This is a genomic window from Parashewanella sp. 2210YD4-3, from assembly GCF_056591735.1.
This window is the reverse complement of the sequence record NZ_JBWQOG010000003.1, coordinates 367,959-381,881: the sequence shown is the minus strand read 5'-3', so window position 1 is coordinate 381,881 and position 13,923 is coordinate 367,959. Positions and strand designations below refer to the sequence as shown.

At 38.1% G+C, this 13,923-nt stretch carries 17 protein-coding genes; 4 read left to right on the top strand and 13 right to left on the bottom strand.

Annotated elements, in window-relative coordinates; translation table 11 throughout:
* Positions 1-188: 188 nt before the first annotated feature.
* From AC1EU0_RS06980 to AC1EU0_RS06965, 4 genes are read right to left on the bottom strand one after another with little or no spacing between them, the layout of a single operon-like run.
* Positions 189-1,376 carry a recombinase gene (locus tag AC1EU0_RS06980; RefSeq protein ID WP_480301493.1) on the bottom strand — a complete coding sequence of 396 codons (1,188 nt, stop codon included), beginning with the start codon at positions 1,374-1,376 and terminating at the stop codon, positions 189-191.
* Positions 1,376-1,582, bottom strand: a complete 207-nt coding sequence (locus AC1EU0_RS06975) for a hypothetical protein (RefSeq protein WP_480301492.1) — start codon at positions 1,580-1,582, stop codon at positions 1,376-1,378. Before AC1EU0_RS06975 ends, AC1EU0_RS06980 begins: the two co-directional genes overlap by 1 nt.
* Positions 1,583-1,594: 12 nt before the next feature.
* Complete coding sequence (locus AC1EU0_RS06970; RefSeq protein WP_480301490.1) at positions 1,595-4,249, bottom strand: toprim domain-containing protein; 2,655 nt, start codon at positions 4,247-4,249, stop codon at positions 1,595-1,597.
* Between the two features lie 39 nt (positions 4,250-4,288).
* Positions 4,289-4,546, bottom strand: coding sequence for a hypothetical protein (locus tag AC1EU0_RS06965; protein ID WP_480301488.1), 258 nt, complete (start codon positions 4,544-4,546; stop codon positions 4,289-4,291).
* 341 nt (positions 4,547-4,887) lie between these two features.
* On the opposite strand from AC1EU0_RS06965, the gene AC1EU0_RS06960 reads away from it, so the two are divergent.
* Positions 4,888-5,709, top strand: a complete 822-nt coding sequence (locus AC1EU0_RS06960; RefSeq protein WP_480301486.1) for an alpha/beta fold hydrolase — start codon at positions 4,888-4,890, stop codon at positions 5,707-5,709.
* Here the strand turns inward: AC1EU0_RS06960 and AC1EU0_RS06955 are convergent.
* The gene (locus tag AC1EU0_RS06955) at positions 5,702-6,085 is read right to left on the bottom strand and encodes a hypothetical protein (RefSeq protein ID WP_480301484.1); all 384 of its coding nucleotides are present in this window, start codon (positions 6,083-6,085) and stop codon (positions 5,702-5,704) included. The two genes, AC1EU0_RS06960 and AC1EU0_RS06955, sit on opposite strands and share 8 nt — an antisense overlap.
* Here AC1EU0_RS06955 and AC1EU0_RS06950 point away from each other — a divergent pair.
* Positions 6,062-6,766 (top strand): SDR family NAD(P)-dependent oxidoreductase, encoded by a 705-nt coding sequence (locus tag AC1EU0_RS06950; RefSeq protein WP_480301482.1) that lies wholly within the window; start codon positions 6,062-6,064, stop codon positions 6,764-6,766. The genes AC1EU0_RS06955 and AC1EU0_RS06950 overlap by 24 nt on opposite strands.
* Here AC1EU0_RS06950 and AC1EU0_RS06945 read toward each other — a convergent pair whose 3' ends face one another.
* The 6 genes from AC1EU0_RS06945 to AC1EU0_RS06920 all read right to left on the bottom strand — a co-directional run bounded on the left by AC1EU0_RS06945 (position 6,767) and on the right by AC1EU0_RS06920 (position 10,592).
* Positions 6,767-6,988 (bottom strand): helix-turn-helix domain-containing protein, encoded by a 222-nt coding sequence (locus tag AC1EU0_RS06945; RefSeq protein WP_480301480.1) that lies wholly within the window; start codon positions 6,986-6,988, stop codon positions 6,767-6,769.
* Positions 6,988-7,545 carry a DUF2975 domain-containing protein gene (locus AC1EU0_RS06940; RefSeq protein WP_480301478.1) on the bottom strand — a complete coding sequence of 186 codons (558 nt, stop codon included), beginning with the start codon at positions 7,543-7,545 and terminating at the stop codon, positions 6,988-6,990. Before AC1EU0_RS06940 ends, AC1EU0_RS06945 begins: the two co-directional genes overlap by 1 nt.
* A 3-nt stretch (positions 7,546-7,548) precedes the next feature.
* A complete protein-coding gene (locus AC1EU0_RS06935) occupies positions 7,549-8,400 on the bottom strand; it encodes an alpha/beta hydrolase (protein WP_480301476.1) in 852 nt (283 codons plus the stop codon).
* Positions 8,401-8,487: 87 nt separating this feature from the next.
* Positions 8,488-9,138 carry a VUT family protein gene (locus tag AC1EU0_RS06930; protein ID WP_480301474.1) on the bottom strand — a complete coding sequence of 217 codons (651 nt, stop codon included), beginning with the start codon at positions 9,136-9,138 and terminating at the stop codon, positions 8,488-8,490.
* Positions 9,128-9,775 (bottom strand): hypothetical protein, encoded by a 648-nt coding sequence (locus AC1EU0_RS06925; RefSeq protein WP_480301472.1) that lies wholly within the window; start codon positions 9,773-9,775, stop codon positions 9,128-9,130. The genes AC1EU0_RS06930 and AC1EU0_RS06925 overlap by 11 nt, the downstream gene beginning before the upstream one ends.
* A 136-nt stretch (positions 9,776-9,911) precedes the next feature.
* Complete coding sequence (locus tag AC1EU0_RS06920) at positions 9,912-10,592, bottom strand: hypothetical protein (protein ID WP_480301470.1); 681 nt, start codon at positions 10,590-10,592, stop codon at positions 9,912-9,914.
* 331 nt (positions 10,593-10,923) lie between these two features.
* Here AC1EU0_RS06920 and mobC point away from each other — a divergent pair, with 331 nt between their 5' ends.
* Both mobC and AC1EU0_RS06910 read left to right on the top strand, forming a co-directional pair.
* Positions 10,924-11,448: a plasmid mobilization relaxosome protein MobC gene (gene mobC / locus AC1EU0_RS06915; RefSeq protein ID WP_480301468.1), complete on the top strand. Its 525-nt coding sequence runs from the start codon at positions 10,924-10,926 to the stop codon at positions 11,446-11,448.
* Complete coding sequence (locus AC1EU0_RS06910) at positions 11,441-12,070, top strand: relaxase/mobilization nuclease domain-containing protein (protein WP_480301466.1); 630 nt, start codon at positions 11,441-11,443, stop codon at positions 12,068-12,070. The genes mobC and AC1EU0_RS06910 overlap by 8 nt, the downstream gene beginning before the upstream one ends.
* Positions 12,071-12,090: 20 nt before the next feature.
* Here AC1EU0_RS06910 and AC1EU0_RS06905 read toward each other — a convergent pair whose 3' ends face one another.
* The gene (locus tag AC1EU0_RS06905; protein WP_480301464.1) at positions 12,091-13,005 is read right to left on the bottom strand and encodes a hypothetical protein; all 915 of its coding nucleotides are present in this window, start codon (positions 13,003-13,005) and stop codon (positions 12,091-12,093) included.
* Between the two features lie 5 nt (positions 13,006-13,010).
* On the bottom strand, positions 13,011-13,811 hold the full coding sequence (locus tag AC1EU0_RS06900; protein ID WP_480301462.1) for an HNH endonuclease: 801 nt from the start codon (positions 13,809-13,811) through the stop codon (positions 13,011-13,013).
* Positions 13,812-13,923: the final 112 nt, after the last annotated feature.

Genomic DNA, 13,923 nt, shown 5'->3' with positions numbered 1-13,923 from the left:
GTAGCAAGGTATCTGCTTAAATAAATAAAATCAATAGGTTTTGGTTTGCTAGCCTAATAATTAACCTGCTAATTATTTCGTGATATAAGGAAAAGTCCCTTATTTTGTGAAAAGGAGGGAATTCCGTGGCTCGATACAATAAAGCAGTGCCGTTTTGCTTTTAACAAGATAAATTATTGATGCCTATTTTAGCTAATCTTCACCTCAGCATACGGCACTTCAACCCATTCGATGTGGTTCTTCATATAAATCTTGGTGCTCTTGGCATCTGTGTGCGCCATACGTGATTGCGGATCGATGCCTTGCCTTCCCAAAAGGTGAGCGGCGAGGGCACGTATTTCGTGGAAGGTTGGGCGTTGTTCTTTAGGTAAATGATTACAGCAGCCGACTTCGTCACGTACTTTCGAGAATGTACGACTGATGTAGTTTGGTGCGAGTTGGGTTAAATGAGATACGTCTTTGCCAAGAACGCTTGGACATTTATCTGGTAGGCGGTGGACAACATAGTTACTGACGAGGTTATCTCTGCTTCGTTCAATGATTGCTTTGAGGCTTTCACCAATAGGAATGGCTACATTAGCGGCTTCTTTCTTTGCCACTTTTTGACGGTGAATATACAAAGTACCGTAGATTTTTCCTAGGGGTGTAAATTCGGGTTCTTTGAACCATAAGCAGCCACAGATTTTGTTGCTTGAGTCTTTGATGCTGTAACGAATTCTAGAGATCTCTAATCTTGCATGCGTGGTTTGTAATGATAAGTCCATTGCCGTTTGCAGCCAAAGTGGGGCAGCTGCGTGGATCTCTTGATACCATTCTTGTTTTAGACGTTGCCTCTTCTTAGCGTCTAGCCGTTTGGTTTTCTTTAAGGCCGCAGGGTTTGACTCCATAAGACTTTCATCAATTGCGTAGGAAAATATCTTCTTCAACCAGCCTACTTTACGATTTGTGACCTCTGCTGTGGCATCGGGATGAAGTTCATTCAAATAGTCATTCACATGATGCAGCGTGATATCACCTCCCGGAATATTTTTGAAAAACTCTTTTGTTCTCTTTGCGTCGTTTCTCATTGCTTGAGCTACACGAGCAGATGGTTGCTCTTCGTGCAAAATTCGAGTTAGCAGTGAATCTACATAAATGCTAAATGGTTTTTCATCTGGCATATAACCAGATTCAAGTAAGCTTTCCACGGCAATAGCGACTTTGGGACGAGCGATACGGTTATATTCTTTTGCGATAGATATAGCCACTTCTCGCTCATTGCCAAGAGAACGAAATCGACCATCAATTAGCCTTATTCGGTAAAAGCCCCGACGAGGGTCATAATAGACATGTTCAGGCAAATTGATGTTTTTCTTTTTTCTAGGTCTTGCAGCCATTATGCACTCAATAAATTCTTAACAACTTCCGAAACGTCGGTATCCAACCCGGCATGCTCACTATCAAAAACATAAGTTTTACCATCAACAATCCGACCTTTAATGACGCCACGTTCAACCCAACGCTTTAATGTCATACCATCAGGAATAGAGTCTTTACAAAATTCACGCTTTGCCCAATTGCTTGCTCGCATTAACTTATTCATGGTTAGCTCCTATTATCTTGAAGTTGACTGGAAAACCCAACATTTAACGGTAGAGGGTTTACTAAGGGAAGGGTGAGACTTATTCAACCTGTCATTAACAGCACTGTTTACTGACTTTCGACCTACGAACTTATGAGTTCTGCAATCCTTCAATAAGGCTTTAAGTTCACTTAATAGAGGAAGTTTCTGCTTTCTGACTGTAGCTTCTTCAGCAAATTGGTTGAGATTGATGGCAATGAAGTTTGGATCTCTGGAGTGATTTACTATCTTCTCGTTATCGCCTTCTAAAAATTCATAGACTTCCCAAAACTCTTGAACAATCGGGTTGTCAGTGCCACAGGTATGCTCACGTTCAATCGCCATAGATTTAATGAGTTCGTGAGCATGAGCAATTTGACTAGGAGTTATGTCGACGACAAAAGCCAATGCCTCAACCAGTGAACAGATCTGAGCATGATTTAGAATTATTCGCTCTTTTCTAATTTGAGGTTCTTTCTTTAACCATTGCTCGTGTTGTAATTGTCGACTTTTAAGCAGAGACAGTATCTCTTGTTCTTTGCCGACCGCTTTAATCATAAAGCCAGAAAGCTCATCTATTGAGTATTGCTTCAATTTATCAACCGCTGCGCGAGAGTGCGAAGTGTGATTACTACGGCTATTGAAGATATGAATGATCCGCTCTAATGTGGCTTCTTCAGCTGCAATGCTTTTGTTTTGACTAATGACCAAAGCGCCTCTAAACAAAGGTTCTTTGGTATCGTTTTGGTTGTTTTTGATGCCTATTGAACGGATAGGTCTACCATTGTAAGCCGTCTTGAATTGATCCCAATCAAAGCTACTACGGGCAGCATTATCACCATGATCGGCTTCAATAAATACAACAGGTAAGTTAGCCACTTGAGCAAGATTGCGGCTGATCCCAGCTGGTGTGGATTTAACTGGGTCAAAACCTTCATAATTAGTTCGACCTGACAATTTCCACAAGAACTCCAGTAATGTTGATTTACCTGAACCGGGTTCACCGATTAATTCAAGAAAAGGGTATGAATCAAAAATATCACGACATTGCTCTGCAAAGTAACTGCCCAGCCAGTAGGCAAGGATCACAACTCCTTTGGCTGAGAACGCCTCATAGAAGTATTGAAAGAAATCAGGTTTAAATTTGGTGAGATCATAATTGGGTTTGATTTGTGCTGGATTAAGGCTTTTGATGCAATGCTGTTTAACCTCAAAATAGTCTTCTTCATTGATTTGATAAAGCACACCGTTTTGCACAGCAATATTATTGAATACATAGGATTTGTGCTCTTTGCTGTAGCCTACAAAATCGATAACTTTAACTTGTTTGATGCTGTAAAGATGCTCCCTAAACCAACGATTAAGTTGCAGCGTCGAGCCTTCAAAAATGGCACCACCACCAATACTGGATAAACGTTTTTTAAATTCATTGCTAGAGCTGATCTGAGCACCAGTAAATGTTTTTTTTACCATAAGTCCATGTGGGAAATCTATTTGAAAGTAGTACCAGCATTCATCGGCATTAGGGCTGTCCTGAAAATACAACGCATGAGGATAGCAAAGGCAAAGTAATTGGACGCTTGAAGCTTCTTGTAATGCTTGCGTTGGATCATCTTGTGTATTTTCAATTTTATTGAATTTGTCAGAGTGAAACTTAAACCAATACATTGAAAGCCTAAATTCGAACGGAAATTCATGTTGTCCTGTTTTTTGGTACATCAAGATGCCTTTGGTCTTTGCGTCAGGAGCCGTTAGCAGTTGCCCGTTATATCGATAGTCTTGTAAATCATCTAAGCTCAAGCGTTCCCGTTGCAGTAAATCATTCCAATCCAGCTTGGCTTTACTTTCAGGAGGGAGGGCAGCTGTAGCTTGCCAACCGAGTTGTTTAGCTCGTTTAATAAATTTCAAAGCAAAAGATTCACCAGCTTTACCTCTGTCAAAAGCAAATACCAATGTTGGTGCTTGTCGGTCTGATAGCTTCTTTCTAAGTTCTCTAAGATCGTGCTCAGGAAAGTTATTACAGCTCATCAAACTCACGGCAGGTATACCGATTTGAAGCAGTGATAGCGCATCAAAAATACCTTCCGTTAGCCACAGTTCATTGGTTTCAGCAAGCGAGTTAATATCAAAATTAGGTGGTTGCCACCAATGGCCTTGATACTTACCAGAGAAATAAGCTTTCATTTGCCCAAAGCGATCAGGCTTATCGATAAATCGCTCCCAAGTTGTGCCGTTGCTTAATGTGAATTTGATGGTTGCCGTACCAATTTGACGTTTGCCGCAATAGTAAGAGCCTTGTTGATACCAGCCTTTAATCAGAGAAGTTTTTAAACCTCGACCAAGTTGTAAGTAAGCGTCTGCCGCAGAATTGGGATTGGTGAGTAAACCCGTTGATGGATCTTGCTTACTAGGAAATCGGTCACTCCAAGAATCAAATAAGTCAGGGTAAACCTCTTTTAGATGAAGTTCGTTGCCACAGTTGTTTAACCGTCCACATCGAAGAACCCAAGGTTTATGTTTGTAGGTATAGAGCTCTCGATGATTACACCTTGGGCAAATGCCTTGTTGTAGGAAGCTGTCGTTTTGATTTTTGAAATCGAAATCTCGTTCAAATCGACGCATCACTTCGGCATGAAACTCTGGCTGCATGGCTTACTCCTTCACATTTCTGATTAGAGGAAGTAAGTGCTATTGCTTGATTTGCATTTTATGAAGAAATCGTTCGATTTTCCGAATATCGTAGCGACCAGTACATAGGTCTTTTAGCTCCAACAAAGGGAAGTTTTTGTGCTTTTCCCAGCGTTTGAGCGTGTTGTAGGTTATCCCAAAGTGCTTACATAAATCAGCTTTGGTATACCAAACTTGTAGTACTTCTTGTTGCAGTTGACGCTGAATTTTAAGTTGCTCTAGAGCATCGATAATATCTTGAGTGTAGGCAGTACGCATTTTAGACATCTCCGAATTGGACTAAGAATGTTTAATAATCCTTCTAAATTTACAATAGAAGTATCACGAAAGAATCTTGCTTGCATCTCGGGTTTGTAGTGTTCTGGTTAAAAATAGGTGATATTTAGGATTAGTTATTGAATTGTATGGAAAAGATAATTGGTTTTCTGTCAGGGCTCATTCAATTTCAATAGAATTAATTTACGGTAAATGAAGATGCGAGATTTGATATGTAAAAATATTTCTACGTTGCTCTTTTAACTAGTTTAAATGCTTTGAGTTAATGAAAATAAATTGATGATATTTTGTTGTCTCTTAAACGCAAATGGATGTGTAACTAAATGAGAAAGTTATTAATTTTTCTATTGAGCTTTAGCTTTTACTCTGTTGCAGATGAACACAAATACAGTTTTGTCGAAGTCGACGGCAGTAAAATAGCGTATCTATGTAAAGGACAAGGTGAACTGACAGTTTTGATGATTGCTGGTATGGGCTTAGATGCTCACGGAACTTATAAAAATACATTTCACAACTCAAAACCTAAAAATTACAAACTGTGCATCTTTGATAGAGCTGGTAGCGGACAAAGTACATTCCACAATAAAAGAGTAAGGAAATTATCCGAACTTGTGGTTGAAATGGAAGGTTTTGTAAATAAAGTTGGTTTTAAAAAACTCATTTTAGTTCCACATTCCTTTGGCGGTCTAATTGCGAGAGCTTATACGAAACGAAATCCTGAAAAAGTTAATGGAATCATTTTTGTTGATGCAGTACATGAATCTTGGTATTCAGACATGAAATCAAAAATGTCCAAAAGTGCTTGGATGACAATGGAGTGGATTATGGATTGGGAGAAAACAACCAATTCATTTGAGGACTTTGCAGAGGCTTCGAGTCAGTCTGATATTTATCGAATTGATCCAAATACTCCTGTTATTGTTTTATCGAGAGGGATCCCACACGTATCTTTAAGAACCACAGGAATGGCTTACAAGGATATCGATATTTATACCGATTCATGGAATCGAGGACAGGAGAAATTGAAAAAGATTAGCAAGAATGTTTCTTCTGAGACAATGAAATACGCATCTCACTTGTTTGACCAAACTGACCCTTGGGTTGTCCTTAAACATATTGATAAAATGTCGAATAGTGTTAAATAACCTGCTTCAGTATCTCCAGTGCTTCAGCGGTGTTCTTACATCGCTGAATATGCTCAAACAGCTCATGAAAATCCACCAAGGTTTGCTCACCGTTTGGGTAGTGTAATAAGAACTTATCCCCAACCATCATCTTTTGAGGTTTCTGCTGCAGATTTCTATAAAGTATCTGTAATAGCTTGATCAATTCTGCGTCTGTACCTGAAAACCTTTGTGGATCTGCTTCGGTAATTAAAAAGTCTAAAGAGTCGTAAGCTGAATAATTGTGTAACCGTTGCTGCCATATTTTTGATGCTTTTATGTGCAGTGTGCTACCTTGTTGATATATATCCGTTATTCGGAGTGCATCATTAAAATGAAAGTAATTGTTACGGGACATGCTAGCGGCATAGGCTTTTATACGGCTCAACAACTTCATCTTTTAGGTCACGAGGTTTATGGGCTTGATATTAGAGTAAATAACATTTTAGCCAATGAAATCAAACAGAAAAGGTGTGATCTCAGGCTAGCACCTGTTACTGAAAGCGCATATTCAGAAATAGGGGACTTTGATATAGGAATAAACTGCGCTGGCGTAGCTGCTGTTCGTAAGCCGTTAGCAGAGTTTACATTGAAAGAATATCAAGAGTCTTTTAATGATGTGTTTAGCCCATTATTCAACTCATTAACCAATCAAATCAAGATCGTTCAAGCTAGTGAAAACAAACGAAGACGGATCATCAATATTGCCAGCGTTACCGCCAACTTTGGTGCAAAAAATATGGCAGCTTACAGTGCAGCAAAGGCGGCGGTAATAAATCTAACCAAGGTTGCAGCAGTTGAAAACGCACCACAACTTCTTGTAAATGCTATATCACCAGCCAGTATTGATACACCAATGATTAGAGCTAAACACAAAGGCACATTACCTGATTACAGCCAAACCTATCTCACGGGAGATTGTGGGCAAGATGCTGATGTGTTCTCAGTTATTGAAATGCTGATGAAAAACGACTTTATAACAGGACAGAATATTGTGGTTGATGGTGGATATTCCTCGGAATTCTCTCTGAAAACCTAGCTAGTCATCGTCTTGAGTACTTTCTTCGTAAACAAGAATATCACCGGGCTGGCAACCTAAGTGCTTACAAATCTCGTTAAGAGTAGAAAAGCGAATGGCTTTCGCTCTTCCAGCTCTAAGAACAGATAAGTTCTGTGGAGTTATTCCGACTAATTTTGCCAGTTCAGCAGATTTCATTTTTTTTATTGCCAACTGAACATCAAGATCAATTCTAATTGCCATTAAATTGTTAACTCTTGTTCTTCTTTCAGAGATTGCCCAATACTCATTACATGACCTATGACTGTGATAATACATCCAATAAGGAAAGCCGTTATATTCTCATCGTTGATTCTGATTATTTTGGTGATTTCTGCATCTGGATATAATTGCGATAGCACAATAAGAAGTGTAAAAGGATAAAATACAGTTACGAACACTTTGGCGATTACAGTCCACCCAATCCAACGAATGTAATTTGTATTGCTTCGAGCAAAAATCACTCCGTTATAGTAAAGCCAAAATAGCCGAATAAGAAAAAAGTTTATTAATAGCGTTAAAGCCAAATTGGGCAGAGACAACCATTTGATTGCCGATAGTCCAACTTGTTCGATCTGCTTGCCTACCTCTTGAAAATGTTCAGTTAGTAAAACACCAACCCAAGCACTCATGCCGTTATCTAAATTGAGTGAAATTTCATTTTCTGTATTAAAAACAGATGCGACAGTAATAATCTGTGCTAATAAGCAAAAGACTAATAGAAGTAAAATTCCTGCACTTAACGATTTTATTCTTTTCAAAGCTTACTCCTTGCGCTGAACAACGGTTTTCACGAACTTAGCAAAGGAATCTTTAAACTGTTCTGAGTCCGTTGCATTTCCGTGGCCTTTACCTCCTACAATTACTAATTCTTTATTTTGAGAGCTAGAAGCTTCAAAGAGTTTTTCAGATAAGGCTACTGGTGTTTGATAATCTTTTTCGCCAACAATTACCATCAAGGGCATACTGCGGCTTGCAAGAATTTTAGCATTATCAATTGCAGACAATTTTTCATCTAATTCTATAGATAAAAAAGGTTTGATGATCCAAGGTATGTTTTCATCAAACATATCTGAAACTGTTGTTGCTGAACCTTCTAAAATTAATCCATCAATATTTCGATTGTTAGCGAGTTCTGCTGCAATCATGCTGCCCAAAGATAATCCATGTACAATTATTGGCTTATTACCGAATTCTGGATGTGTCTTTATGTAATCGAAAATAGCAACAGCATCAGTCTTCAGATTACTAATTTTCGGCTTTCCCGAACTGAGGCCATAGCCTCGATGATCAAAAACGACAAGATTGTTCTCGAAACCAGTTAAGTGTTCGACCACTGATTTTCCTTGCTGATTTATTCGACTTTGATTACCACCAAAATACAGTGTTGTGAATTGAGCATTTGGCTGAACAACAGCAATTCCACCTAGCTGTGTACCATCAGACATTAGTCTCAAAGGAACTAATATTTGCTGCTTGCCTCGGTCATCTAATGCTTCTTGAGTAACTGGATTGTCTGGAAACAAAAATTGTTGCTCAGTTACTTTAACGCTTTGGCAAGCAGATATAAACATCATGAAGCATAAAGGGAACAGCTTAATCATCCGTGAAAGCATGGAAAATATCCTTAAAAAGAAATCAACAGGTTCACAATAAATTAACAATAAAGTTATCGATAAACAATAACTATTTAATGTTATTTATTATGTTTTGGCTTCTTCATGAGAAATACGATCCAAATCATTTACTGAGATTTTCACAGAGATAACCGTAGAAAGAATCAAAGTAGCCAGCACCTTGTATCCAACAATAAACCCGATGGAGAGCATTTCGTTTGAGTTGAGGTGGTTCTTATACATCATCATTGGAATTGAGATAAAACTGACGCTGCATTCTGCGACTAAGCAAGCTGCGAAGAAGCTGAAGAAGGGCGGTACTTTGCCGTCCATAATTGAGAATAGTTTGAAATTAATACCGTTACTGAGCCAAACGAAAAAGAAAGTCATGGCCATAATGGTTGGAATTTGATTATAAACACTCAAGTAATCTTGTCGTTCTCCAATATGGCTTAGTAGCCACGCCAGCATTACAAACAATAGATCACCTAAGAATCCGTATCTAACGGCTGTGTTGGCAAACAATACACCGTAACGATACTGCATTAGGTTAGACAAGCTGAAGGTGACAGGGAAAAAGAGTAACCCGACTGATAAATGTAATGGGTAGCCAAAGACATCTATGGTTCGGTAATCAAAAAAGAAGAAAGTGGTTGAAGTTAAGAAAATAGTGAAAGCGATTGGATAAATAAATTTCCAATGGTCATCTTGAGTTTTACCAAAGAGCTTATCTAACATGGTTAGCAAAACCTGAAGACAAGGTAATGACAATCGGTATGATTTTGTCATTAGTGGTTAGTGAGACAGATTTACCTTGGTTGCACTTCAACGTTCCATCACTCTCCATTCTTACAATCGCAGTATCAGAACCAACCAAAATATAGAAGTTACCTTTAATCCTTTTTGCTGTGGTATTAAAGAAAATGGTGTCGGTTGCAGTGATAAATGGCTCGTAATCAATACCGCTTGAAACAACGCAATAGGTATGTTCAACCGATTGTATGTTCTCCAAAATGAAGTCAGGTAGGCTTATGGTGACTCTAGCCGATACTGGGAGTGGGGCGTTTTCAGATAAGGCTGTAATCTGTGAGAGCTTAAGTTCAGGTACAAAGTAGCAGTTAAGCGATTCGTCGAATTTGGTAAGAGGCAAACTGTAGGGAGCATTATCAAACAAGTAAGAAACGTCGACACCAAAACGATCTGCAATTGTTAGTCTCTTTCCTCTTGGTGGTCGTTTGTCAGAATAGAGCCAATTCTTAATGGTTGTTTTTTTCTCACCACTGATCTCAACAAGACTATCCTCTTTGTTTATTAAGTCAGGTAGGCGCTGCTCTGCGATAGCCAATGCCTTAGTTCGAAAGTCGTGTTGTGACAAATTAAATCCTCAAAATGAAATAATGACTATTTTTGTATTCAAGTCTCTAAATTCGGTCTAGATTTGATGCACTTAATGGAGATTCTAGCCTTTATTTGCTTTCTAAAGCTTGAATAAGCAGCAATTTGTTTTCTATTTAAGTAACAAATTGTCCAGTACTTGAATACATGATTTTTTGATTAGGTCTTTCTCTACCTGCAGTGCTGCACGAAACGGAAGGCTTATTAGGATCAAGCGATAGCTCACCAATATCTATCGTAACTTTATGAATAGTGTCCCTTAATGGTAGGAAGAACAACTGTAGCTGATTATATTTTTTAAATAGCCTTTTACTCGTGCTAGTCACATACCCCTGATGTGTAACTAGTTGAGGAGTAAAAAACTCGATATCCTTTAGATGGTGCTTACACATAATATTGAGATTGTGTTGTGACAACTTGGGAAATTGGTCAGCATAGAAGTCGAATTGATAATTTGATAGTCGCTCTTCAACGCTAAAGAGTCCTTTATCGAATAGAAAATCTACAGAATATTGAGGGGTAGCATAATAGTCCTTAATAACCCTTAGTTGTTTATCTAACTTATGCCCCTTTTTATTTTTCCATTGGATCACATCAGAATCGTCAAGATAAATAGTGGGAGTTTTATTGCTGTTTCTTAAGTTCATTTGTTGATTAAAGCTCAGCTCAGCTAAAGCGACCGTTAAATCAAGTAGAGAGGCTTGTTCATCCATCATAACTTGCTGGTAATCTTTGGGGCTAGCATTAGCTGTAATTGCAAATGTAACTAAAAAAAGTGAACTAAGTTTGAGGTGCATAGTCAATTTTCCAGATATGATGACTCTAGTCTTATAACCTCTATTGGCGACCTTCACAAGTTTATATCGGTGTTTGCTTTTATCGGATGAACACTTAAATTGCTCAATAAACTTTGAAGTAAAAACAACGCTTAATTAACTAATGCAGGATTCGCAACTTGCCAGCAATCAAACCCATATCTGCTGGCAAATAGTCCTATTGTTGCCAGCAAGTTGTACCTTTAGTCGCAATTCAAAACTATATTACTCTCACTCCAACTCAGGCACTGGTAATCATAGGAAAAAGATGAAATAACAGATTTGTAGTAGCTAAAGAGCAGGGGAGTTAACTATGGTAAAGCACACAGTAAAAACCAGCTTGGATCATGAAGACAAAGAGAAGTGGCAACACTTCTGTCATCTAAACGGTATGACTGAATCAGGAATGGTTCGCATGATGATCAATCAAGTCCTTCCTGACATAGCTTGTAATGATGAATTCAATCATGCCAAAAGCAATAAAGTTACCATTCGTTTATCTGATCACGATATGCAAAAACTCACTACTCAGGCTCAGCAAGAAGGTTATATTCACCGTACCAGCTGGGTAACTGCTTGTGTTCAATCAAATCTGACTCGCTCACCAGTGCTAACCAAAGAAGAAATTAAAGCGCTTAGAGAATCAAACCGACAATTAGCCGCTGTAGGCCGAAACTTAAACCAAATAGCAAGAGTGCTTAATATCGACTTTCGACATAGTGACAAAATCACCAGAGAAATGATTGAAGTGTTGGATAACAAAATCAATGAACATAAAGCGATGGTCAATACCCTTATTAACCAAAACAGTAAAAGATGGGATCTGAACAATGAGTAATGATTCTATATCGGGATTACTGAGTGGTGATGTTAGAACCAAGTCCAATCGCGTCAAAGCAGGCCATCGTCATTCTAAAAAGCCGCCAGAAGTGATGGTTAAAGTTAGCGGCTTTGGTTATAGCAGTTGCCACACGGCTAACCATTTTGATTATATTAGCCGTAACGGAAAGCTGGAGTTAGAAGACGAAACAAGCTTTGTTTATCAAGAACAACAAGCAATTCATCAACTAGCCAAAGATTGGAACGACTCTGACTTTCAACAGCAACGGCGTACCCGGCACAGTACACACCTTGTGTTATCTATGCCCAATGGCACTGAACCCAAATATGTTAAACAAGCGGTACGATCCTTTGCTAAAAAAACCTTCTCAGAAAACCACCAATATGTTTTTGCGCTACACACTGATACCGACAGCCCACACGTACACCTAACCATCAAAAACCTAGGATTTGATGGCAGACGCTTGCATGTCAGAAAAGGATTACCACAAATATGGCGAGAGCAATTTGCTGAAGAGTTGGAAAGGCTAGGCGTAGCAGCTGAAGCTACGCCTAGTTTAAAGAAGATAGCATTGGCTAAAAGCATGAGTGATTATAAAGGTGGCTTCGAACATTTATAGCTATTTACCGAAGTAACGGGTTAAAAGTCAGAATATTCTATAAAAGCTTGTCTAGCTTGAGCAGGATTACTGAATTTTCTCAATGGAATATAGCCTTTGGATTCTAATTCTAGCCAAAGACCTAGAGCTGCTCTGTAACCGAAGTTATTTTCCTCTGGGTCAATACCTTTGAGGTATATGGATGGGGTTTCAATAAATTCATCAACATACCAGTTTTTAGTGGAGTTGAACTTATAACCCTTGTTTGAAAAATTGTATAGAGGAAGTAAATTTCCTTGCGCAAAATCTTGCAGCCATTCTTTTTCACATGTACGCCCATGTAGCCATATATTAGAATCAAGAAATAGTGAAGCGCAAGATGTTAAATAGCCTCGGCACCTCCAGTATTCAAAAGTCCACCCACCTAAAATATACAGCCTTTCTATTGCCTTATCACCAATTGTTCCAATTTCTTCACAAATGATAATTGCTGCATCGAGGGCATTTCTATTCGAGGTTGTGTCAGGTATAGCTAAGTAACCATGTTTAGTTGTTTGTTTTTGGTTTAAGGTTTTAATAAGTTTAATGCATGCCTCAGGTTGTTTATAAAAATTATGAGTGCTGTAAACCTGTTCTGAAGCCCCTTGAAGCCAGTCAACCTTTATTGCAAACAATTCTGCAGCATCTTTTAGGATTTCATTAGTTAACTTGGGTAATAACTTCTCTTTTGAAGAACAATCAATTAGCTTAAGTCCATGATCAAAAAAATATGGAATTTGGTTACGGTGAACTCCATGTGATTCAAATAATTGGATAAATCGACCAGCTACGCATTGCTCTTCGCTACCTTCATCCGTTTTCTTGTATTTTTTGTATAATTTGTCTAGTGCTGGTTTTATAGCAACTATGCCTGCTGCAATCCCAACGACTAAATTTAAAAATGTTAACCAATCCATATAGATTACTTCAAGTTATGTTTTGAAAAGATTCGAAAATGTTGAGCGAGACTTTGTGCTAGCTTTATTGGATCAATATCACTAGGGAAATTCATTGATTTACCATTTAGATATTGATATTGCACAGAAAGAGTGGGTGATACATGAATACGTGCAGATTCAGGATCTATAGAAATCAGATATAGATCAAAAAGCGTGTGAATATCTGCCCTTAAAATTACTCCGTTCCACAAATCATAGTTTTGATTTTCTGAGTATGGAATAATATGTGCAGCCTCAAGTACAGCGTCATCTGAACATTGCGAAATAGCACAATGTTCACCATAACTGGCTAATAGGTTATTTCGAAAAGCTTTTTGACCTCTTCTTTCCAAAATGGAAGACATTGTTTTAGGATCTTCTATTGGGATAACAGCTTCATCCTTTTCATTCAATAAGAGACTAAGGTTGTCGATAGCTATTTCTAGTTCCGATTCACTAACTATAGCTAGACGATCCCAAAAATTTGGTGATTTCTGTTTTGCACTGTTTTTTAGCAATGCATTTATTCTGTCATACCAAGTTGTTAGATTTTGATTGGTATGCTTATAGTAATTACAGATATTACTAAAGCCTAAAGCAAGCTCTACACCGTTTACATTTTCTTTATCAAGCCTGTTATGATAAAGCGAAAAAATAGTGAGACTGTCAAAGTTTTTAAATTCAGAGCCATTTTTAGAGTCTTGTATAAGATATTCTTCTAGGTTAATTTTCGAAGCAAAATTTCTAATTTTTTCGTATGCCACACATTGAAGACTGCTCTTCATATCTAAAATCCCTTTCGATAAACCGATATTTCGTTAACATCTTGATAGCTTTATGGTTAAAAATCAAAAATAATACAAAACGTATTCATTTTAAGCACTCAAAAAGAAGGGG